This window comes from Mesorhizobium sp. M0159 (assembly GCF_040322295.1).
Lineage (GTDB): Bacteria > Pseudomonadota > Alphaproteobacteria > Rhizobiales > Rhizobiaceae > Mesorhizobium.
Genome location: NZ_JAMYTF010000002.1, coordinates 21,973 through 42,077, shown reverse-complemented (window position 1 = coordinate 42,077; position 20,105 = coordinate 21,973). Strand labels below are relative to the sequence as shown.

At 62.9% G+C, this 20,105-nt stretch carries 22 protein-coding genes and 1 pseudogene; 10 read left to right on the top strand and 13 right to left on the bottom strand.

All coding sequences use genetic code 11. The features are described from left to right. The first annotated feature begins 168 nt into the window (after positions 1 to 168). Both NKJ32_RS02080 and NKJ32_RS02075 read left to right on the top strand, forming a co-directional pair. On the top strand, positions 169 to 2,580 hold the full coding sequence (locus tag NKJ32_RS02080; RefSeq protein WP_352577661.1) for a phosphoketolase family protein: 2,412 nt from the start codon (positions 169 to 171) through the stop codon (positions 2,578 to 2,580). Continuing rightward, positions 2,580 to 3,761, top strand: a complete 1,182-nt coding sequence (locus NKJ32_RS02075; protein WP_352577662.1) for an acetate/propionate family kinase — start codon at positions 2,580 to 2,582, stop codon at positions 3,759 to 3,761. Before NKJ32_RS02080 ends, NKJ32_RS02075 begins: the two co-directional genes overlap by 1 nt. Positions 3,762 to 3,798: 37 nt before the next feature. On the opposite strand, the pseudogene NKJ32_RS02070 reads toward NKJ32_RS02075, so the two are convergent. Then, positions 3,799 to 3,954 (bottom strand): annotated as a pseudogene (locus NKJ32_RS02070) (histidine kinase); the annotation flags it as partial. A gap of 161 nt (positions 3,955 to 4,115) precedes the next feature. Beyond that, positions 4,116 to 4,331, bottom strand: coding sequence for a KTSC domain-containing protein (locus NKJ32_RS02065; RefSeq protein ID WP_352577663.1), 216 nt, complete (start codon positions 4,329 to 4,331; stop codon positions 4,116 to 4,118). 112 nt (positions 4,332 to 4,443) lie between these two features. Here NKJ32_RS02065 and NKJ32_RS02060 point away from each other — a divergent pair, with 112 nt between their 5' ends. Next, positions 4,444 to 5,046, top strand: coding sequence for an alpha-ketoglutarate-dependent dioxygenase AlkB (locus NKJ32_RS02060; RefSeq protein ID WP_352577664.1), 603 nt, complete (start codon positions 4,444 to 4,446; stop codon positions 5,044 to 5,046). 54 nt (positions 5,047 to 5,100) lie between these two features. Here NKJ32_RS02060 and NKJ32_RS02055 read toward each other — a convergent pair whose 3' ends face one another. Next, positions 5,101 to 5,565 (bottom strand): NUDIX hydrolase, encoded by a 465-nt coding sequence (locus NKJ32_RS02055; protein ID WP_352577665.1) that lies wholly within the window; start codon positions 5,563 to 5,565, stop codon positions 5,101 to 5,103. 119 nt (positions 5,566 to 5,684) lie between these two features. On the opposite strand from NKJ32_RS02055, the gene ku reads away from it, so the two are divergent. The 4 genes from ku (at position 5,685) to NKJ32_RS02035 (ending at position 9,003) form a co-directional block, all read left to right on the top strand. After that, complete coding sequence (gene ku, locus NKJ32_RS02050; RefSeq protein ID WP_023677071.1) at positions 5,685 to 6,518, top strand: non-homologous end joining protein Ku; 834 nt, start codon at positions 5,685 to 5,687, stop codon at positions 6,516 to 6,518. A 93-nt stretch (positions 6,519 to 6,611) separates the two neighbouring features. Continuing rightward, positions 6,612 to 8,012 carry a PAS domain-containing HWE histidine kinase family protein gene (locus NKJ32_RS02045; RefSeq protein WP_352577666.1) on the top strand — a complete coding sequence of 467 codons (1,401 nt, stop codon included), beginning with the start codon at positions 6,612 to 6,614 and terminating at the stop codon, positions 8,010 to 8,012. Between the two features lie 75 nt (positions 8,013 to 8,087). After that, on the top strand, positions 8,088 to 8,459 hold the full coding sequence (locus NKJ32_RS02040) for an avidin/streptavidin family protein (RefSeq protein ID WP_352577667.1): 372 nt from the start codon (positions 8,088 to 8,090) through the stop codon (positions 8,457 to 8,459). Between the two features lie 127 nt (positions 8,460 to 8,586). After that, the gene (locus NKJ32_RS02035; protein ID WP_352577668.1) at positions 8,587 to 9,003 is read left to right on the top strand and encodes an HD domain-containing protein; all 417 of its coding nucleotides are present in this window, start codon (positions 8,587 to 8,589) and stop codon (positions 9,001 to 9,003) included. Positions 9,004 to 9,034: 31 nt separating this feature from the next. Here the strand turns inward: NKJ32_RS02035 and NKJ32_RS02030 are convergent, their stop codons facing one another. Further along, positions 9,035 to 9,445 (bottom strand): DUF427 domain-containing protein, encoded by a 411-nt coding sequence (locus tag NKJ32_RS02030; RefSeq protein ID WP_502898210.1) that lies wholly within the window; start codon positions 9,443 to 9,445, stop codon positions 9,035 to 9,037. 63 nt (positions 9,446 to 9,508) lie between these two features. Continuing rightward, positions 9,509 to 10,411, bottom strand: a complete 903-nt coding sequence (locus NKJ32_RS02025) for an alpha/beta fold hydrolase (protein ID WP_352577670.1) — start codon at positions 10,409 to 10,411, stop codon at positions 9,509 to 9,511. A gap of 243 nt (positions 10,412 to 10,654) precedes the next feature. Here NKJ32_RS02025 and NKJ32_RS02020 point away from each other — a divergent pair, with 243 nt between their 5' ends. The 3 genes from NKJ32_RS02020 (at position 10,655) to NKJ32_RS02010 (ending at position 13,700) form a co-directional block, all read left to right on the top strand. Beyond that, positions 10,655 to 11,470 (top strand): endonuclease/exonuclease/phosphatase family protein, encoded by an 816-nt coding sequence (locus NKJ32_RS02020; RefSeq protein ID WP_023677076.1) that lies wholly within the window; start codon positions 10,655 to 10,657, stop codon positions 11,468 to 11,470. Between the two features lie 62 nt (positions 11,471 to 11,532). Continuing rightward, complete coding sequence (locus tag NKJ32_RS02015; RefSeq protein ID WP_352577671.1) at positions 11,533 to 12,933, top strand: phospholipase D family protein; 1,401 nt, start codon at positions 11,533 to 11,535, stop codon at positions 12,931 to 12,933. 479 nt (positions 12,934 to 13,412) lie between these two features. Further along, a complete protein-coding gene (locus NKJ32_RS02010; RefSeq protein WP_352577673.1) occupies positions 13,413 to 13,700 on the top strand; it encodes a hypothetical protein in 288 nt (95 codons plus the stop codon). Positions 13,701 to 13,747: 47 nt separating this feature from the next. On the opposite strand, the gene NKJ32_RS02005 is transcribed toward NKJ32_RS02010, so the two are convergent. The 8 genes from NKJ32_RS02005 to NKJ32_RS01970 are packed head-to-tail and all read right to left on the bottom strand — an operon-like array spanning position 13,748 to position 20,105. Further along, positions 13,748 to 14,002 (bottom strand): cytochrome C oxidase subunit IV family protein, encoded by a 255-nt coding sequence (locus tag NKJ32_RS02005; RefSeq protein WP_023677081.1) that lies wholly within the window; start codon positions 14,000 to 14,002, stop codon positions 13,748 to 13,750. After that, positions 13,999 to 14,637 carry a cytochrome c oxidase subunit 3 gene (locus NKJ32_RS02000; protein WP_352577674.1) on the bottom strand — a complete coding sequence of 213 codons (639 nt, stop codon included), beginning with the start codon at positions 14,635 to 14,637 and terminating at the stop codon, positions 13,999 to 14,001. Before NKJ32_RS02000 ends, NKJ32_RS02005 begins: the two co-directional genes overlap by 4 nt. Further along, positions 14,634 to 16,271 carry a cytochrome c oxidase subunit I gene (gene ctaD, locus NKJ32_RS01995; RefSeq protein ID WP_023677083.1) on the bottom strand — a complete coding sequence of 546 codons (1,638 nt, stop codon included), beginning with the start codon at positions 16,269 to 16,271 and terminating at the stop codon, positions 14,634 to 14,636. The genes NKJ32_RS02000 and ctaD overlap by 4 nt, the downstream gene beginning before the upstream one ends. Then, positions 16,268 to 17,239 carry a cytochrome c oxidase subunit II gene (gene coxB, locus NKJ32_RS01990; RefSeq protein WP_352577675.1) on the bottom strand — a complete coding sequence of 324 codons (972 nt, stop codon included), beginning with the start codon at positions 17,237 to 17,239 and terminating at the stop codon, positions 16,268 to 16,270. The genes ctaD and coxB overlap by 4 nt, the downstream gene beginning before the upstream one ends. Beyond that, a complete protein-coding gene (locus NKJ32_RS01985; RefSeq protein WP_352577676.1) occupies positions 17,236 to 17,985 on the bottom strand; it encodes an SCO family protein in 750 nt (249 codons plus the stop codon). Before NKJ32_RS01985 ends, coxB begins: the two co-directional genes overlap by 4 nt. Continuing rightward, entirely contained in the window at positions 17,982 to 18,434 is a 453-nt protein-coding gene (locus NKJ32_RS01980; RefSeq protein ID WP_352577677.1) for a hypothetical protein, read from the bottom strand. Before NKJ32_RS01980 ends, NKJ32_RS01985 begins: the two co-directional genes overlap by 4 nt. Next, positions 18,427 to 19,575, bottom strand: a complete 1,149-nt coding sequence (locus NKJ32_RS01975) for a hypothetical protein (RefSeq protein WP_023677087.1) — start codon at positions 19,573 to 19,575, stop codon at positions 18,427 to 18,429. Before NKJ32_RS01975 ends, NKJ32_RS01980 begins: the two co-directional genes overlap by 8 nt. After that, a complete protein-coding gene (locus NKJ32_RS01970; protein ID WP_352826801.1) occupies positions 19,572 to 20,105 on the bottom strand; it encodes a c-type cytochrome in 534 nt (177 codons plus the stop codon). The genes NKJ32_RS01975 and NKJ32_RS01970 overlap by 4 nt, the downstream gene beginning before the upstream one ends.

Sequence of the window (20,105 nt, the reverse complement as noted above, 5' to 3'; positions counted from 1 at the left end):
GCAAGCCCCGAGGTTCCCCAAAAGACCGACCCGCTTTTGTCCGGCGAGGCGGGTTGCAGGATCGGCAATCGCTAGCCACGCCGCCCAAACTTATTTCAAGGCAAATCCTTTCTCCGACGCGACGCCACTCCAGATAACGACGGACGAGGGTATTCCGGAGGCATTTACATGAACGACGAGGTCCGCACCGCTGCGCACACGACCGGCCTTGACCAGATCGATCTGATGGACCGCTACTGGCGCGCCGCGAACTACATCTCGGTTGGCCAGATCTACCTGCTCGACAATCCGCTCTTGCGCGAGCCCTTGCGGCCCGAGCACATCAAGCCGCGGCTGCTCGGCCATTGGGGCACGACGCCCGGCCTCAATTTCATCTATGTGCATTTAAACCGGATTATCCGTGAACGTGGTCTCGATGTCCTGTTCATCTGCGGCCCGGGTCACGGCGGCCCGGCAATGGTCGCGAACAGCTGGCTCGAGGGCACCTACAGCGAAATCTATCCCGAGGTCGGCGGGGACGAAGACGGCCTGCGAAAGCTGTTCCGGCGGTTCTCGTTTCCCGGCGGAGTGCCGAGCCACGCGGCTCCGGAGACACCCGGCTCGATCCACGAAGGCGGAGAGCTCGGCTATGCGCTGGTCCATGCCTTCGGCGCCGCCTTCGACAATCCGAACCTTGTGGTTGCCTGCGTCGTCGGCGACGGCGAAGCCGAGACCGGCCCGCTCGCCGCGGCCTGGCATTCCAACAAGTTCCTGAACCCTGCATCCGACGGTGCCGTCCTGCCGATCCTGCATCTCAACGGCTACAAGATCGCCAGCCCGACGATCCTCGGCCGCATGGAAGACGAGGCGTTGCGCAGCCTGTTCCTCGGCTATGGCTACGAAACCTTTTTCGTGGAAGGCCATGAGCCTGCCCCGATGCATCGGGAGATGGCCCGCACGCTCGATACCGTGCTCGGCCGGATCCACTCCATCCAGGAGCCCGCACGAGCCGCGGGCTGGAAGGGAGAGCGGCTGCTGTGGCCGTTGATCGTGCTGCGCAGCCCAAAGGGCTGGACTGGGCCGAAAGAGGTCGACGGCAAGAAGGTCGAGGATTTCTGGCGTTCGCACCAGGTGCCGGTGTCGAATGCACGCGGCGATGCGGCGCACCGGCAGATCCTCGAAGACTGGATGCGCAGTTACGAGCCGGAGATGCTGTTCGACGAAGGCGGCCATCTACTGGCGGAGCTTGCGGCGCTGGCGCCAACAGGACCAAGACGAATGGGCGCTATCCCCTACGCCAATGGCGGCCTGCTGAAACAAGACCTGGTGCTTCCCGACTGGAAAGGCCTGGCGCTCGACGTACCGCGTCCGGGCGGCACTGTCGGGGAGGCGACGCGGACCGTCGGCAGCTATCTTCGCGATGTGATCCGCTTGAACGCCGAGGCCAGGAATTTCCGGCTGATGGGACCCGACGAGACGTCCTCCAACCGCCTCGACGACGTGTTCGAGGTTACGGATCGGGTCTGGATGGAGCGGATCGAGCCTTACGACGTCCATCTTTCCCGTGACGGCCGCGTCATGGAAGTGCTCAGCGAGCATCTTTGCCAAGGCTGGCTGGAGGGCTATCTGCTGACCGGCCGCCACGGCCTGTTCTCGTGCTACGAGGCGTTCGTCCACATCATCGATTCCATGGTCAACCAGCACGCCAAATGGCTGAAGACCTCCGGCGAACTTGCCTGGCGCAAGCCGATCGCCTCGCTCAACTACCTGCTGACCTCGCATGTCTGGCGACAGGATCACAACGGCTTCAGCCATCAGGACCCAGGCTTTGCCGATTTCGTCGCCAACAAGAAGGCCGACACGGTCAGGCTCTATTTCCCGCCCGACGCCAACACGCTGCTGTGGATCACCGACCATTGCCTGAAAACCTACAACCGCATCAACGTCATCGTCGCCGGCAAGCAGCCGGCGCCGCAATGGCTGTCCGCCGAAGACGCGGAAGCACACTGCAAGGCCGGCGCCGGCATCTGGGAATGGGCCGGGACGGTTGCCAAGGGCGAAGATCCGGATGTGGTCCTGGCCTGCGCCGGCGACGTGCCGACGCTGGAGACGCTGGCTGCAGCCGATATCCTGCGCTCGGGCATTCCGGACCTGAATATCCGCGTCGTCAATGTCGTCGACCTGATGATTTTGCAGTCGAATTCCGAGCATCCGCATGGCTTTGCCGATGACAGGTTCGACGCACTGTTCACCAGGGCCAAGCCGGTCATCTTCGCCTATCACGGCTATCCCTATCTCATTCACCGTCTGACTTACCGGCGCGCCAACCACGACAACATGCATGTGCACGGCTTTCGCGAGGAAGGCACGACGACGACGCCGTTCGATATGGTGGTGCTCAACCAGCTCGACCGCTATCATCTGGCGCTCGCCGCGATCGCGCGTGTGCCGGGGCTGGCCGAGCGGGCGAAGGATCTTGCCGCGGCGTTGCACGGGAAATTGGCTGAGCACACGGCCTATGTCCGCGAACATGGCGAGGACATGCCCGAGATCCAGAAATGGTCTTGGCCGCAGGACGGCGCGACGAGGGCCGGCGATTGATGCGACGATCGATCCTTGCGTTGAATGCCGGCTCGTCGAGCATCAAGTTCGGGCTTTACGATCTTGGAGTGTCCGCTGAGCTGGATCTTGCCTCGCGCGGTTCGCTGGATTTGGGCGATGCGCCAAGGCTGACCGCAAAAGCCGCCGATGGGGCGGTGCAGTGCGATCGGCCACTTGCAGCAGACGCATCGCCCGATTTAGGCATCGGCCAGATGCTGCAATGGATCGAGAACGAACTTGGCGGAAGGAAACTCATCACCGCCGGCCATCGCATCGTCCATGGCGGCCGCGACTTCGTCGAACCTGTCCGCCTGACGCCGACAATTATCGAGGCTCTCGACAGGCTGACCCCGCTTGCGCCACTGCACCAGCCGCGCAGCCTCGCGCCGATCCGGGCGCTTGCCGCGTTGCGGCCCGACCTGCCGCAGGTCGGATGCTTCGACACCGCCTTCCATCGGACCATCGAGCCTCTGGTCAGCCGTTTCGCGCTGCCGCGCCGCTATGAGGCAGACGGCATCCACCGCTACGGCTTTCACGGGCTTTCCTACGAATATGTTGCCGGCCGACTCGAGCAGATATCGCCCGATCTGGCGGCAAAAAGAACCATCGTCGCCCATCTCGGCAATGGGGCGAGCCTGTGCGCCATGCGCGACGGGCGCAGCGTCGATACGACGATGGGCTTTTCGGCGCTTGACGGCCTGGTCATGGGCACACGCTGCGGCGCCATCGATCCGGGCGTGCTTTTGTACCTGCTGCTGGAAAGAGGCGTTTCAGGAGAGGCGCTGCAAGACATGCTCTACGAGGAATCCGGCCTGCTCGGCGTGTCCGGTATTTCCGGCGACATGCGCTCGCTGGAGGCCAGCGACGACCGCCGGGCTCGCGAAGCGGTGGAGCTTTTCGCCTTCCGCGCCGCCAGGGAAGTTGCCGCCCTCGCCAACACGCTGGGCGGGCTGGAATGCCTGGTGTTCACCGCCGGCATCGGCGAGCACTCGGCCACGGCCCGCAAGGCAATCTGCGACAGGCTTGGCTGGCTTGGCGTGGCGATCGACGAGGCCGCCAACCGCTCTCATGCCGCGCTGATGAGCCAGGCGGAGAGCAAGGTGGAAGTCCGCGTCGTGGCGACCGACGAAGAAGGTGTCATCGCCCGCCACACGCGCAAGGTGATGGAGGGGCCCGGCTGAGGCGGATGGCCTCGAATGGCGGCGCTTGCTCGACCGGCTACGTCGCGAGGGCGGCCGATCTGTTGAACACGATGGTCACCCGCGTTCCTTTGCCGGGGGCAGAATCCACCTCGAACCGGGCTTTGGCATTTTCGGTCAGCGATTGAGCGATCAGTGCTCCGAGCTTGCCGGGTTTCGGCCAGGTCTCGCCTTCGCTCGGTTTTTTCGGCTTCGGCGGACATTCCAAGCTTTCGATGTTTTGGGTGGGACCATGATCAATATCAGGTCGCTCGCCAACTGCGAAGTCCGCTCATTGCCACCACGCGGCCAGGCATGGCGGAGAGCCGAGATCGTGGTTGAGAAGCGGCTGAAGGCTCACCTCGAATGGCTCTGCTCGACCAGATGGTATTTGTACCGGTCGCGAATATGCTCGTTGAAGAACCGGCCCTTTGACGAGGCTTTGCGGAATGCCGCGTGGACCTGCGGCGGCACGTCCTCGTAATCATAGCGGTTTCCGCTCGGGACGAACCATACGGAGAGGATCCTCGTCGCCGGTTGGTAATCGATGCTTCTGATCGCAGTTGAAGGCATCCTCGACAGGTCCAATCCACGCCGTCGTGTGAATAACCCTGCACTGAGAGCGAGGTTCCTTGCTGCCGAAGCCAGCCTTGCCGCTACGGGCCGGCTTCACCAAATACGGTTGATGCCATCGCCCAAGACATCGGCTGCAGCCCGCCAGGGCGATCTCTTTGCCGCCGCCGACGACCTGCCGGAAGGATTCCGCTACCGGCCCGAACTGATCACGCCGGACGAAGAAGCAGCGTTCGCGAGCCAGCTCGCAACCCTGCCTTTTCAGGCCTTCGACTTTCACGGCCATCTGGCAAATCGGCGGGTGGTCGGCTTCGGGCTGCGTTATGACTACGACCGGCGCGAAGTCGTCGAGGCACCGCCGATACCCGGCTTTCTGCTGCCGCTCAGGGAAAAGGTTGCAGCCTTCGCCCGCCTGCCCGCCGAGACCTTCGTGCAGGTGCTGATCAACGAGTACCGGCCGGGCGCCGGTATCGGCTGGCACCGCGACAAGCCTCATTCCGAGGCCGTCGCCGGTGTTTCCCTGCTGGCCGCCTGCAGCTTTCGCCTGCGGCGGAAAAACGGCACGCGATGGGACCGCAAGACGGTCACCGTCGAGCCAAGATCGGCCTATCTGATGACGGGTGCTGCGCGCAACGAATGGGAGCACAGCATTCCGCCGGTTGCGGAGCACCGCTATTCGATCACGTTGCGCACGCTGCGGCCGCAACGCGCTTAAAGCAGAGCGGTGAGGAAGCCCGAGCACTGCCCTAAGAACTGGGCTGAAACAAATTCATCCGTCGCCATGCCGGCCGGCAAACTCCGCCAGCATGGCGCGCTGGCCTTTCAGGATCTTGAGGTTGGCTTCAGGCAGGGAGAACCAGCCCGCTTTGTCGACTTCGGCAAATTCCTTCATCGAGCCGGACCTTGGCGGCCATTCCATGACGAAGGTGTTGCTGCTGATGGCGTCGCTGTCGAAATCCGTCTCGACGCACCATGCGATGACGAGCTTGCCGCCCGGCTGCCTGTAGCTGCCAAGGCTTTCGAAATCCCCGTCGATGGCAAGACCGAGTTCCTCTTCGGCCTCGCGTTTTGCTGCCGCCAGCTCGTCCTCGTTCTCGTCGACCAAGCCCTTCGGGATCGACCATGCGCCGTCGTCCTTCTTCGCCCAGAATGGGCCGCCCGGATGCACCAGCAAGACCTGGAGATGTCCTTCCCTTCGGCGAAAGATGAGCAATCCTGCGCTGCGTTGGGCCATTCCGCTATTCCCCTGACGAAAATGAAACGAACGTCCGGGCCGGCATATGGAACAGCCTGCCATGGCGGAACGATTTCCGCGCGCAGCCGTTCCGTCCGTTCGACAAATGAGTGATCGACATGGCGACGCCGCGAGCTGCCTGGAAGGGCTTTATGAAAGTCGGATCGGTTTCCTGTGGCGTCAAGATCATCGGTGCCGTCAGCGAGGCCGAGAAAGTGCATTTCAGGATCCTGAACCGCAAGGACGGTCTCCCGGTCAAGAGCGCCTATCTAGACGAGGAGACCGGCGATACGGTCGAGGCGGCGGAGCAGGTAAAAGGCTATGAGGTCGAAAAGGGTGAGTTCATCCATATAGAGCCGGACGAAATCAAGAAACTGAAGATGGTATCGCAGCATACGCTCGAGATCGGCGAGTTCGTGCCTGCCGCCGAAATCGACGCACGCTACCTCGAAAAACCCTACTATCTCGTTCCGGCCGACGCGCCCTCCACGGAGGCTTTCGCGGTGATCCGGGACGCCATGGCCAGGAAAAAGGTGGCAGCCCGCTCCTGCGTCGTGCTGTACCAGCGAGGCCGAGAGGTGCTGATCCAGCCGCTGGGCAAGGGCATGCTGATGACGGAATTACGCAACCACAATGAAGTGGTCGCGGCGGACGCGGTGTTCGAAGGGCTGAAGGCTCGCAAGGTCGATCCCGAGATGCTGGAAATCGCGCAATTGCTGATCGACAAGAAGCCGGCCAAATTCGACCCGTCGAAGTTCGACGATACTTATGAAAAGGCGCTGGTTGCAATGATCGAGGCCAAGCGCAAGGGCAAGAAGCCGCCCAAGCCGGCACCTGAGCCCAAGACGAACGTCATCAATCTCGCCGATGTTCTGCGCAAAAGCCTGGCGCAGGAAGGCGGCAAGGCTCCCAGCAAAAAGCCGAGAACGGCCCCGAAACGCAAATCAGCCTGAATGTCCGAAAGCGGATCGAACGGAACCGAAAACGCTCGCGCGCATTTAGATGACGTAGCAATCCGTCGGCAAGCCAAGCGGAGCGGGGGACTGGTGGACGTCGTTGAACTAAGGACTGGCGGGATCCCGCAAGTTTCCTCCGCCGATCTGATGCAGGCGTTGCCTGTGGCCGTCTACACCACCGACAAACAAGGCTACATCACCTTCTTCAACGAAGCCGCTGCCGATCTCTGGGGATATCGTCCGGTTATCGGCCAGGATCGCTGGTGCGGGTCATGGAAGCTTCGCCACCTCGACGGGCGACCGATGGCGCATGACGAGTGTCCAATGGCCGTTGCCTTGCTCGAGGAGCGGGACGTTCGTGGGGGCCGAGCCATCGCCGAGCGGCCGGACGGCCAACTCATCCCGTTCAGTGCGCATCCGGTCCTGCTTCGCAATGAAGCCGGCGAGGTTGTCGGCGCCATCAACACCCTGCTCGACCTGCGCGTGCAGACGCTGGCCGACGACGCCGGCATAAGGCTCGCCGCCATCGTCGAATCCTCGATGGACGCCATCGTGTCCAAAGACCTGAACGGCATTATCACCAGCTGGAACGACGCGGCACAACGCCTGTTCGGCTATACGCCCGCCGAGGCGATCGGGCGCCCGGTGACGATCCTCATCCCGCCCGACCATCTGGACGAGGAAGCCATGATCATCAGCCGCATTCGCGCCGGCGAACGGATTCCTTCATACGAGACTATCCGGCAGCGCAAGGACGGCACCCTGGTTCCGGTTTCGCTCACCATCTCGCCGATACGCGACGGCATCGGGCGTATCATCGGCGCCTCCAAGATCGCGCGCGACATCAGCCCCCACAAGGAAAGCGAACGGCGCATCCGCACACTCATGCGCGAAGTCAACCATCGCGTTAAAAACCAGTATTCGGTGATCGTCTCGATGATCCGCGAGACCAGCAAGCTGGCGGGTACGCCAGAGGCCTTCCTTTCACGGGTCCGGGAACGCATCATGGCCCTTTCGGAATCGCACGACCTCCTGGTCGATGCGGAATGGCGTGGCGCGACCATCGGCGAATTGATCCATGCACAGACCAAGGCCTTCGCGACACAGGCCCGTCTGTCGATGAGCGGGCCGACGATCATGCTGCAGCCGAACGCGGTGCAATATCTCGGCATTGCCTTTCACGAGCTGGCCACCAATTCGGTAAAACACGGAGCGCTGTCGCACCATGACGGACGGGTCGAGGTCGAATGGACCGTGACCCCAGCCGCCGATGGCAGCGACGGCTTCCGCCTTGTCTGGCGGGAACTGGACGGACCATTGGTGGATGAAAACACGCGACGCGGTTTCGGAACGGTTGTGCTCAAACGCGTCACGCCGCAGGCGCTCAGCGGCACCGGCCGCCTGGAATTCGCCAGGCACGGCATCACCTGGACGCTGGAAGCGCCGCTGCGCTTCGTTCAGATGTCGATGGCTGGCATCGCGGCTGATTGAAGGCCGCTACACCGGCCGCGGCTTGGCGGCCGTGTGGCAACGCAATCCCTTTGGTAGCAATCAGGAGGAGCAGCGATGAGTTGGCTGGGCACCTGGCGGAATCAGTACGGGTCGGTGGTCGAACTGACCACCGAAGAGGGCGGACGGATCAGCGGAACCTTCAGGACGGCGCTAGAGGACAGCGCCTTCTTCGGCATGACCGTGCCGCTGTTCGGAGCCTGCCATGGAGACGTCATCGGATTCACCTGCGCGGCCGAAGGGCGGGTCGGAGCCGCGGCGGTGAGCTATACCGGCATCCTCAGGAACGGGAAGCTGGAGATGCTGTGGCACACCGTTGCGGATGCTGCTTTGTCGGCGGAACAGGAAGGTGCCCCGGCCCGTGCCAGGAAACTCCCCGCCTGGCGCGCGTTTGGAACCAGCCTCGACAGTTTTGAACGCGTCTCCTGACTATCGCGCCCGCCGCCGCGGCATTCAGCTCGCAAGTGAGGCAGCAGGGTTCCCGCGGTGCATCGGAACTCGCGCTGACGATGGCGCGTTAGCCAGGACATGCGCTGTTCGTTACGGGGTCGACCCAATGAGCGTGCTTTATCGCGCAGCGAAAATCGCCGAACAGGCTCATGCCGGGCAGACGGACAAGACAGGGCGGCCTTATATCGAACATTGCCGCCGGGTCGTCGATGCCGTCGAAACGCTCGACCAGAAAGCCATCGCCTATCTTCACGACGTCATCGAAAAAGGCGACGGCTGGAACCGCGACCGGCTTGAGGCGGCCGGGTTCGGGCCATCCATCGTATCGGCCGTCGATGCCATGACGCGGCGGCCGAACGAGGGCGATGCCGCGTTCGTTCGCAGGGCTGCGGCCAGCCCGCTGGCATTGCCGGTCAAGCGCGCCGATCTCGCCGACAATCTATGGCAGGCACGGCAGATCGGTGCCTCGACAGCGAAATACGAAGACGGCCTGCGCATTCTCAGGGAAGAGTTCGCGAGCTGACGGACAGCTGGCGGCTGTCGCCGATGTGGGTCTACTCGGTGACGTGCGGCGTGTGCCGCTTGTCTTCCGCGGGATCGGCGTCGATCCGCGCCCTGCCGGGATCGAACGCACCATGGCGGGCGATCGCCAATGCCGGGGTGTCGGGCGTCTCGTAGGCCCACATGAAGTCTTCTGCCGACGAACCGACCGCATGAACACGCCAATAGCTTGCCGTGCCCTTCAGCGGGCCGTGGCTCGTCGTGTTCGTCTTCTCCAAGAGGTCGAAATAGATGTCCTCGAAGGGTATGTAGAAAACAGGATCATGGCCGTCTTCATAGAGCACCTTTGCCCGCTCGCTCGACGCAATAATGGCATCGGAGAACCGGATGGTCACGGTTCCATCAAACGGGACAATCCTGAGCGGGCCTGGGCGGGGGGCGGAATCTGCGGCTAAGGACTGCATTCGACTTCTCCGTTGACTGCGCTGCCTTCCCGAAACGTACTATCGCCGGTCAGGGTTCCAGTTCTACGCTTCTCCTCTTCCGAAACTGTCGAGGAACCTGGCAAGGTGATCGGCAACGCGCTCGGGTGCTTCGCGCGTCGGAAAGTGGCCGATGCCAGCCAGAAGCTGGCGCTCGTAATGGGCCGTGAAGTATCGTTCCTTGCCTTCGGACGATTGCGGCAGCACAACGCGGTCGGCATCGCCGTGGATCGTCAGAGTAGGCGCGGGAATGGACTTGGCGGAAATCTGGCGCCGGGCAAGATCGGCGTAGCGCGGATCGGGATCGGCTTCGCCCCAGCGAACCCTGTAGGAGTGCAACGTCACGTCGGCCCAATCGGGATTTTCGAAGGAAGCGGAAACGCTGTCAAAAAGCTCTTCCTCGAACCAGCCGGGCGGGCTCCAGCTTTCCCATTGAAAATGCGCGAACGCCTTGCCTTGTTGGCGAACGATCTCGGCGCCGCGATCCGTTGCCATGAACCATTGGTACCAGAATGCCCTGACCTGGCCCAGCGGCGGCGTTGCGAGTTCGCCCGGCTGCCAGCCAAGCGACAATGCCGAGCAGCACCGTATCCGTTCGGGAAATACCGAGGCGAGCAGGTAAGCGATCCGAGCGCCCCAATCGTGGCCGACGACCGCAAAACGGCCGAGGCCAAGTGCGTCGGCGAAATCGATCACGTCCTGAGCCATGGCGGCAATTTCACCGGATCGCATGGTCTCGTCCGACAGGAAGGTGGTTTTGCCGAACCCACGCAGCCACGGCGCAAAGGTGCGGAAGCCAGCACGATGCAGGACAGGCGCAATGCGCGTGAAGGTGGTTGCGTCGTCCGGCCAGCCGTGGAGAAGCAGGACGGGCGCGCCGGCTCCAGGGCCACCGGCGATGTACGCGATGCGCAGCAACGGCGTGGTGCAGAAGGCGGGTGTTTCCATGATCCGGCCATCCCGTTTCGATCACGCCGCATGGCGTCAGATCGTTTTCGGCGCAAGTTTGCTGAACCGCGCGTGGCTGCGATTGTTCCATGACAGAGGCAGACTTCCAGTGAAACCTCACCGCTGCTCGCGGTGGAAGAAGACCGACGGGAACGGTTCTGCAAGGTCGTCGTTGTTTCAGACCTCCGCACGCGCCATAATCGCAATGGCCGCCACTCGCCGACTCAACAGCAAATGGACCACATGCTGGATCGATCGCCTACCCTCCCAAGGTCGCTTGGCGCTGCGCTGCGAAGGGAAGTGCCGCGGTTTGCGGCACCCGGCAATGAAATTTCATGCACTACGGTCGCATCCTACAATGTGCATAAATGCGTCGGCACCGACGGCAGGTTCGATCCGGAGCGGGTCGCGGCCGTGGTCAAGGAACTCGACGCCGATATCATTGCTTTGCAGGAGGCCGACGAAAGAACCGGAAGCAGGCAGGGATTGCTGGATCTCGCAGCACTCGAGCGCGACAGCGACCTCGTCCCCACACACATCCCGGAAAACCGCCGCAGCCATGGCTGGCATGGAAATCTGATCCTGGCACGCCGCGGCGTGGTCGAAAGCGTGAACCAGATCCGGCTGCCCGGCCTGGAGCCGCGCGGCGCGGTCATCGCGGACCTGGAGCTGAAGGGCGTCTCGCTCAGGATTATAGCCGCGCATTTCGGCTTGCTGCGGCGCTCGCGCTCGCAGCAAGCCAACGCACTTGTCGAAGCCACGCACCCGGTTCTGCGGCCAACAATCCTGCTCGGCGACCTCAACGAATGGCGGGTCCGCAACAGGTCTTCGCTGCTGGCCCTGCTGCCGCATTTCGGTCCGATCGATGCGGTTCTGCCGAGCTTTCCGTCGCGCTTTCCGCTGTTTGCGCTCGACCGCATTCTGGCCAGGCCGCCGCACCTGATTTCCAGCATCGAGGTGCACAAGACGCCGCTGGCGCAGCGCGCCTCCGACCATCTGCCCATCAAGGCCCGCCTGAACCTTGACGCGATAAGGCAGCCGCGACTGCAACCAGAATGAACCTGGAGGGTTGTTAGTCAGATTCAGATCGTTTGCTTCGCTGATATTTGCCGGTGTATTTCATGGATACGGCCATTTCGCGGGTTGCCCGGGACAAGATCGCGGCCGGCGATAGCGGGCTGCTGCTGATCGCCGACAATTATGATGCATTTGCCGCACGAATCCTTGCCGCGCGCAGTGCCACCAGCAGCCTCGACCTGATGTACTATCTCTGGCACGACGACCATAGCGGCCGGCTGCTGATGCAAGAGGTCGTCAGGGCGGCGGAGCGCGGTGTCCGCGTCCGCATGCTGCTGGATGATATAAATCCGCGCAACAGCGACGCCGCTTACCTGGCGCTCAACAGCTACAAGAACATCGAGCTGAGGCTGTTCAACCCCAGCGGCATGAGGAACGGCAGCATCTTTCGCTCGCTGGAGATGGTCGCCCGGCTGTTTGCGATGACCCGCCGCATGCACAACAAGGCCTGGATCGTCGACGGGAGCCTGGCCATCGTCGGAGGAAGAAATATCGGCGATGCCTATTTCGACGCCGCGGAGACAAATTTCCGTGATCTCGACCTGTTGCTTCTCGGTCCTGCCGTAGGGCAGACGATGCAGATCTTCGAGGCGTTCTGGAATTGCGAGGCGGCAAAGCCGATCCAGCTGCTCAACCCGGCTGCGGTGGGCTCGCGCGCCGATTTCCTCGACAATCTCGATGCGACCGCGGACGGCCAGCTTTTGAACAGCCTCAGTGCCTGGCGCACGATCACGGAGTTCATTGCAGCGCACAGCGACGTCTGCTGGACGAAAGGCGTTCGCGTCATTTCCGATCCGCCGGAAAAGGTGCGCGGCAAGCGGCGCAGGAACTGGCTGACCAAAGAGCTGCTTCCCGCTATCGCGGCGACCAGGCAGCGCCTCGAAATTGTCTCGCCCTATTTCATCCCCGGCCGCACCGGGTTGGCCATCCTGTCGAAGCTGGTGGATCGTGGCGCCGAGGTTGCAATCCTCACCAACTCGCTCGCCGCGACGGACGTCGCCGCCGTGCACGGCGCCTATGCCAAATACCGCCGCAAGCTGCTTAAAAAAGGTGTCCAGCTTTTCGAATTGCAACCCTTCAACCGCCAGGCCAACATCTCCGTTTTCGGCTCAAAGGGAGCCAGCCTCCATACCAAGGCCTTTACGGTCGACGACACGCTGGGGTTTGTCGGTTCCTTCAATTTCGATCCGCGTTCGGTGTCGTTGAATGCGGAAATGGGCGTGCTTTTCCACGATGCCAATCTGGTGATGGAGTTGCGCCGGCTGTTCGAGCACGAAAAGTCACCGCAGACGAGCTATCAGCTGGTCCTGGACAAAGGCGCCGTGCGGTGGCTCGGCATCGCGGATGGCGAGATGCGGCAATGTTCGCGTGAACCGGAGGCCAGTCTCTATCGGCGTATCGTTGCAGCGTTGGTTGGCTGCCTGCCGATCGAATCGCAATTATAGAAGCGACGGATTTGTCGGAACGCAACTCTTTGTCGGAACGGAAATGCGGGACCACGAGTTGTAACCGTTGTCCGGAGCATGCCGATGAAGACCACGATATACAGTTTTCTTGCCGAGCTCTTGCCGTTCTGGATGGCGCATAAACGCAAAATGCGCGCCGACCGCGCCGCTGAGCGGCCGACACGACCGGCTGCTGCCGATGACGATGGTCGGCCGACAAGCGATCCGAATCGAGCAACACCGGCGCGTCGGCGCAACACGTCTTAGGGCGGGATGCTTTCAAATTAGATCCCGCTCCAACTGTCTGGTTAGACGCAATTCCGCGACGCCAAGTGATTCCATTTGGCTGCAGAAGCTCCAGTTCCTAAGCGATCACGCTATCGTCAAGTATCGCTACCCGAAATCCGGCGTTGCCAAGCATCCATTTTGCAACACGTACGTTAATGTGCACTACAGGGTTGCCGCTATAGGTGAGCGCCATGAGCGACAGTGCGATAGAATTCTTGCAGGACTGGATCCACGAAAACGTTCATGTGCCGCCGCCTCCGATCAAGCTTGAAAGGGAGGCGGAAATCCTCGCCAGGGAATGCAAGGAAGAGGCGGCCGACGCCGGCGTACCCATCGAAGACATCGAGGAAGAGGTTGGCGACCTCAAGGATCTGCTCGTCGCCAAGCTCGAAGACGCAGCCGAGGACGAGGCCAGGCAACTCAACGGCCATGGCCAAAAGATTTCTACGTCGGCGGCCGAGCAAATGCCGGCCCTGTAAGGCCGGTCCGAGCGCAGGCAAGGCATCACGAGGTGCGCCGCTTCGGCCTATTGTCCGATCAGCGTCAGCCCGAACAGGATCATCAGCCAAAACCCGGCAGCAGCGACCGCAAGACGCGGCAGGACGCCGTCGCTGGCCAGATGCATGAACAGGATGGCGATGACGGCGGTCTTGGCCGCGGCGATCACCAGATTGAGTGCCGAATTGAAGCCGCCGAGCGCGAGGAAGGACGAGCCGACGGTCAGGGCCAGCAAGGCTAAAAGCCCTATATAAGCAAGCGTGAGTTTGCGGAACTCGCTCATCTGTTGATCAGATAGAGGACGGGGAACAGGAAGACCCAGACGATATCGACGAAATGCCAATAGAGGCCGATTGCCTGCACGCGCCGGAACCGGCTGGCCTCGATCGTGCGTGGCCACAGCGCGAGGATGCCGCCGATGACGATTACGCCGCAAATCAGATGCAAGGCGTGCAGTGACGTCATCGCGAAATAGAGGCCGAAGAAGAATTCGGCATGAACAGTATCCGGGCCCTTATAGATGAAAGGTGCGCCGAGCACCGGCGCCAGCCCTTCGCTGAATTCCCTGGCGTACTCCGTCGCCTTGATCGCCAGGAAGACGACGCCGAGCAGCGCCGTCGCAGCCAATGCCCAGCCAGCGGCGCGCCATCGCCGCGCGGCCGTGTACATATGGGCGAGCGCCATAGCGAAACTGCTGGTGATCAGGACGACGGTGTTGGCCGTGCCCAACGGCAGCGACAGATGCTTCGCCGCGCCGGCGAAGGCGTCGCCATAACTCAACCGGGCAAACATGAAGACGAGCAGGATGGCGCCGAACAGCATCACCTCGGAGCCGATGAACACCCACATGGCGAAGCTGTCGGCTGCCGTTTCGCGAGCCGGCCGGTCGAAGGCGATGCTTGTCGTTGGTGACTTCAAACCAGATCCTCCACCGGGTCCGACCGTTTCTCGGTCAGGCCTTTCATCGGATAGTCGTAGGCTGGTCTGGTGACGGTCGGCATGCGATCGAAATTATGCGCTGGCGGCGGCGAGCTTGTTTGCCATTCCAACCCGGTCGCTCGCCACGGATTGGCCGGCGCCTGCGCGCCTCGAAACAGCGACCATGCCAAGTAGAGGAGCGGCATCAGATAGCCAATCGCCAGCACCACGGCGCCAGCCGACGACAGGATGTGCCAGAAAGCGAATTCCGGCGGATAGGTATGGTAGCGCCGCGGCATGCCCAGAAAGCCGAGCACATATTGCGGAAAAAAGGTCAGGTTGAAGCCGATGAAGGTCACAGCCGCGGCTATACGGCCCCAAACCTCCGAATACATTCGGCCGGTGAGTTTCGGCCACCAGAAATGCAGCCCTGCCATGTAGGCGGTCACCATGCCGCCTACCATGATGTAGTGGAAATGGGCGACGACGAAATAGGTGTCGTGAACGTGGACGTCGATGGCGAGCGCGGCAAGGAAAAGGCCGGCCAGCCCGCCGAAGGTGAACAATGCCAGGAAGAACAGCGCATAAAGCATCGGCGTCTCGAAGCTGATTTCGCCCTTGCGCAGCGTCAGGCTCCAGTTGAAGACCTTTATCGCCGATGGGATCGCGACGCAGAAGGACAGGAACGAAAACACCACGCCGGCATAGGCCGACTGCCCGCTGACGAACATGTGGTGGCCCCAGACGAGAAAGCCGAAGACGGCGATCGCCATCGAAGCCAGGGCGACGGCCTTGTAGCCGAACAGCGGCCGGCGGCTAAAGCAAGGCAGCACTTCCGAGACCACTCCCATGCCTGGCAGGATCATGATGTAGACGGCGGGGTGCGAGTAGAACCAGAACAGATGCTGGAACAGCAGCGGATCGCCGCCGAGGTCGGGATTGAAGATGCCGATGCCGAAGACGCGCTCCAGCACGATGAGGATCAGCGATGCTGCAAGCACCGGCGTCGCCAGCACCATCACCAGGCTGGTGGCGTACAGCGTCCAGACGAAGATCGGCAGCCGGAACCAGGTGAGGCCAGGCGCTCGCAAGGTGTGGACGGTGACGATGAAATTGATGCCGGTCATGATCGTCGAAAAGCCGACGATGAAAACGCCGAATGCCGCGGTCGAGACAAACCCGTTGGCATAGAGCGTCGACAGCGGCGTGTAGAAGGTCCAGCCGGTGTCGACGCCGCCCAAAACCACCGAGGCGAGCGCGAACAGGCTGCCGAACATGAAGACGTACCAGCTTGCCAGGTTGAGCCGGGGAAAGGCGAGGTCGCGCGCGCCGATCATCAGCGGCAGCAGGAAATTGCCGAGCGTTGCCGGGATCGACGGCACCAGGAAGAACCACACCATGATGATGCCGTGCAGCGAAAACAGCCGGTTGTAGACATCGTCGGAGACCAGGTCGCCGGCCGGCGTCGCAAGCTCGATGCGCATCAGCACGGCAAAGGTTCCGCCGAGGAAGAAGAAGGCCGTCAGCGAGACGAAATAGAGCCACGCCACCCGTTTGTGGTCTGTTGTCAGCAGCCAGGAGCGCGGCCCGGCACCTTCTGCGAGATAGCTTGCCGACGCCAAATCGCTGCTCATTGCGGCGCCTCGTTTTTTGCCGCCGGGAACGAGGGAGATTGGAGCGATAGGGATTTGAGATAGGCCATCAGCATCTGCAGTTCGGCTTCGTCAACGAGACCGTCGAAGCTCGGCATCACCGGCTGGTAGCCGGCGGCGATTTCCTTGTTCGGGACAAGGATCGAATCGCGCAGATAGCGTTCGTCGGCGATGACCGTCTGCCGGTTGGCCAACGCCACCGGCTGGCGGAAAACCCCATCGAGGCCGGGCGCCCGCACTTTGCTGGAATTGCCGTGACAGCCGGAGCAGCCGAGCGCGCGGAACAGTTTCCCGCCGCTCGTGGCAAGGCTTTCGCCTTCACCTTGACTGCCGAGCCATGATGCATATTGCTCCGGCGCCAGCACCGTCACCCAGCCGCCCATCTCGGAATGCTGCGTGCCGCAATATTCGGCGCAGAACAGGTGATAACGCCCCGGCTGCGTGGCGATGAACCAGACATTGGCCGTGCGTCCGGGAACGGCATCCTGCTTGACCCGAAAGGCTGGCACGTAGAAGGAGTGGATGACGTCCTGTGATGCCAGCGACACCACCACCGCCTTGCCGACCGGCACGTGCAGCTCGTTGATCTCGCGCTGGCCGCCGGGATGGCGGAATTCCCACATCCATTGCTTGCCGAGGCCGGCGATCTCGACGGCGTCCGGTGGCGGACGGTCGCGCCGGACAAAAAGGACTGCGCCCCAGCCGAAGAAGATGAAGGCCATCACCAGGCTGGCAATGGTCCACGCCATCTCCAGCGGCAGGCTGCGGGCACGCGCCCCGGTACGGTCGGCTGCGGAGCCGATACGATATTTGACGGCGTAGCCGACAACGAGAACGGTCAGGAACAGGCCGAGCGCGACTGCGAAAGCCAGCAATGTGTAGAACAAGGCATCGACGCTGCCTGCGATGGACGAGGCTTCCTGCGGGAAAAACCGGATGCCGAAGCTCACGCCCGCCTCCCGCGCGCCAGCAGTATGGCCGTCGCCAACCCCACCACCATCACGATGCTGGCGAGCTTCAACGCAGCCCAGATCGCCGGCGTATATCGCCCCTTGGACGCATCGAAGCCGGCGCAGAGCAGGAAGACATGATCGGCGATCGAGCCGAGCCTGCCGGAAGATGCCTCGACAAGGGCAAGCTCAAGATCGCGCGGCGTGAAGCTCAGCGCCGGCAGCACCTGCGCTATCCGGCCTTTTGGCGTCAGCGCGATGACCGCGATCGGATGGGCGAATTGGTCGATCCGGGCGCGGGTGTCGAAACTGATGCCGGCTTCCGCGGCAAGGGCGCCGCCGGCGCCGTCGGCACTGGTCAGGAACCGCCACGCCGACAGGTTCCTCGCGTCGGCCGCCGCGGCGACCGTGGCTTGCGCATCGCCCGCATCTTCGGGCGTGTCGGCGGCATCGATCGAGACGAACAAAGCGCGATAGGTGTCGGGGTCGAGCGAGGTCTTTTTCAAATCCGAGGCGACCGCCTGTTGGGTCACACCACAAAGGTTCGGGCATTTGTCGTAGCCGAAAATCAGCAGCGCCGGCCGGCCGGCAAGCATTTGGCCGATCGTGCGCTGCTCGCCGGACGCATCGCGAAACACCCGGTTGAGGCTGAGCTGCGCGCCGATCTCGGGATCGAAGGCCGGGCGTGCGAAGGCCATGGCCGGCAGTGCCGCGAGAAGGGAAAAAGCGGTTAGCCAGGCCTTCACGGCCGGCCTCCCTGGGCTGGCGCGGTCCGGCAGCGAGCGGCCTGTGGCGCGCGTGGTATCTCGGCCTCGACCAATCGGCAGTCGGCGCCGGCGGCCGGCGCCGGCTGCCCCCAGTTCGGCAAACCATGGCTGACGATCGCCCACATGGCGTCCTCGATCGGAATGCGGGCAATGCCGGCGGTGCGGTCGACCCAGCCGACCTTGTTCAGCTCCTGCTCCTCCGCCTTGCGGAAGGCAGCGAGGTCGTCTTCTGGAAAGCGCTGCAAGGCTGGACTGGCCCGGTTGCCGACCGATGATGGCCCCGGCAGCGGCCCGAACGGCCTGGTGTCGAAGACGAGCCCGAGGACGATGACTGTTGCGGCCAGGAGCAGCAGCAGGCCGGCCGCGAAGGCAAGCAGCGCGCCCGGCCAGACGTCGCGCGTTTCGGGATGGCGGGCTGCCCTAGCCATGGACCGGCCTCCGGCACCAGAGGGCGATCCGGTCCGGCCGGCCAAGCACGAAAAGCAGCAGCGCAAGCCAGAGGCCGCCAGCTCCTGCCAGCGCGGCAAGATCGTACCAGAATGCGATCACATTGCCGTCCGCCAACGGCGGTCTGATCCGCCAAAGGACATCGACGTAGTGGCCAGCCAGCACGATGCCGCAGATCGACAGCAGGCCGGCATGGCTGCGCTTCAGATCCCGGCTGAGCAGCCCGGCAAAGGGGACCGCGAATTGCAGCGCAATCAGCAGCCAGAGCAGATACTGCCAGCCATTGCTGCTGCGGATGAGGTACCAACGGATCTCGTTTGGCAGGTCGCCGCCCCAGGTCACCAGCCATTGCATGAACGACAGGTAGGTCCACAGCAGCACGAAGCCGAACAGCATGTTGGCCAAATCCTCGCTGAGCGCGACATCCTCCTCGCCGCCCGCCATGACCTCGATCGAGCGGTTAACACACAGTACCGTCATCGCCAGGGCGTAAGCGCCGACGACTTCGGCCGACGCTTCCAGCAACGCATAGATGGTCGAGGAGAACTCCGGCTCCAGCGAGAGCATCCAGTCGATGGCAAAAATCGTCACAGCCAGCCCATGCGCAATCAATCCAGCGGCATAGGCCTTGCCGCGGCCGGCGCTGCCACGACCGCTATCGGTCGTTGTCCAGTCAAGCACGCGCCACGCCAGCACCAGCCAGATCGCGGCGCAGGCGGCAAAGCGCAGCAAAAAGAACGGAACGTTCAGATAAGAGAATTTCTGGCGCACCGTCTCGGGCAATGCAGCCGCGTCGGCACTCGCCCAGGGAAAGACCAGGTCGAGCCTGAGCAGAACCGGCAGCAGCAGAAGCAGCGCCAGCGGCAGCGTCGCGACGAGAGCGCGCAGCGGCTGGCGGATTGCCTCGCCCCAGCGGCCGCCGGTCAGCCCATGCACCATCAGGATGGTCAGCGCGCCGAGCGGCAGGCCGAGCAGGAAGAGCGCCGCAGGCAGCCAGCCGGCCAACATGGCTCTGAAGTCGAAGGCCAATCCCGTGGCGCAAAGCACAAGTCCGACGGCGACCACGGCAAGCGCCGGCAAAATCAAACGTTCGGTGGCAAGCCGCATCATCGCCCGCATCATCGATCCGGCTCCGCATTGAGCTCGGCACGGAGGCTTTCCGGCAGCTCGGCAATTGGTGCATCGCGCGAATATTGCAGGGCGCGGATATAGGCGACGATCGCCCAGCGGTCGGCAGGCGGGACACGCGCCGCGTAGGAATACATGGCGCCATAGCCGTTGCTGATGACGTCGTAGAAATGCCTGTCGCTCGCCTTGCGCAACGCGTGCTGGTGATAGGTCGGCGGCGCCGGAAAGCCCCGCTCGACGATCATGCCGTGGCCGTCGCCGGCGCGGCCGTGGCAAGGCGAACAGAAGATGTCGAAGCGTTGCTGGCCTCGCCGCAGCAGCATCATCGTGACCGGATAGGGAAAAGTGTCGGGTACCGGCGAAAGATCGGCATCGCGTGCGACCGTGTCCTCGACCGGCGCCCGCGCCGACATGCCGTCGGCGAACTGGTTGCTGCTTTCGAGCGGATCGTAGCGCGGCTGGTCCTCCATGTCCTGCCGGCAGCCGGCGCCCAGCAAGGCTGCCGACAGCAGGATCGTGCGCAT

Bases quoted from the DNA above. Each gene is read 5' to 3' on its own strand.
- NKJ32_RS02080 (WP_352577661.1), top strand. From the start codon at position 169: ATGAACGACGAGGTCCGCACCGCTGCGCACACGACCGGCCTTGACCAG.
- NKJ32_RS02075 (WP_352577662.1), top strand. From the start codon at position 2,580: ATGCGACGATCGATCCTTGCGTTGAATGCCGGCTCGTCGAGCATCAAG.
- NKJ32_RS02065 (WP_352577663.1), bottom strand. From the start codon at position 4,331: ATGCCTTCAACTGCGATCAGAAGCATCGATTACCAACCGGCGACGAGG.
- NKJ32_RS02060 (WP_352577664.1), top strand. From the start codon at position 4,444: ATGCCATCGCCCAAGACATCGGCTGCAGCCCGCCAGGGCGATCTCTTT.
- NKJ32_RS02055 (WP_352577665.1), bottom strand. From the start codon at position 5,565: ATGGCCCAACGCAGCGCAGGATTGCTCATCTTTCGCCGAAGGGAAGGA.
- ku (WP_023677071.1), top strand. From the start codon at position 5,685: ATGGCGACGCCGCGAGCTGCCTGGAAGGGCTTTATGAAAGTCGGATCG.
- NKJ32_RS02040 (WP_352577667.1), top strand. From the start codon at position 8,088: ATGAGTTGGCTGGGCACCTGGCGGAATCAGTACGGGTCGGTGGTCGAA.
- NKJ32_RS02035 (WP_352577668.1), top strand. From the start codon at position 8,587: ATGAGCGTGCTTTATCGCGCAGCGAAAATCGCCGAACAGGCTCATGCC.
- NKJ32_RS02030 (WP_502898210.1), bottom strand. From the start codon at position 9,445: ATGCAGTCCTTAGCCGCAGATTCCGCCCCCCGCCCAGGCCCGCTCAGG.
- NKJ32_RS02025 (WP_352577670.1), bottom strand. From the start codon at position 10,411: ATGGAAACACCCGCCTTCTGCACCACGCCGTTGCTGCGCATCGCGTAC.
- NKJ32_RS02020 (WP_023677076.1), top strand. From the start codon at position 10,655: ATGCTGGATCGATCGCCTACCCTCCCAAGGTCGCTTGGCGCTGCGCTG.
- NKJ32_RS02015 (WP_352577671.1), top strand. From the start codon at position 11,533: ATGGATACGGCCATTTCGCGGGTTGCCCGGGACAAGATCGCGGCCGGC.
- NKJ32_RS02010 (WP_352577673.1), top strand. From the start codon at position 13,413: ATGAGCGACAGTGCGATAGAATTCTTGCAGGACTGGATCCACGAAAAC.
- NKJ32_RS02005 (WP_023677081.1), bottom strand. From the start codon at position 14,002: ATGAGCGAGTTCCGCAAACTCACGCTTGCTTATATAGGGCTTTTAGCC.
- ctaD (WP_023677083.1), bottom strand. From the start codon at position 16,271: ATGAGCAGCGATTTGGCGTCGGCAAGCTATCTCGCAGAAGGTGCCGGG.
- NKJ32_RS01980 (WP_352577677.1), bottom strand. From the start codon at position 18,434: ATGGCTAGGGCAGCCCGCCATCCCGAAACGCGCGACGTCTGGCCGGGC.
- NKJ32_RS01975 (WP_023677087.1), bottom strand. From the start codon at position 19,575: ATGATGCGGGCGATGATGCGGCTTGCCACCGAACGTTTGATTTTGCCG.
- NKJ32_RS01970 (WP_352826801.1), bottom strand. From the start codon at position 20,105: ATGCGCACGATCCTGCTGTCGGCAGCCTTGCTGGGCGCCGGCTGCCGG.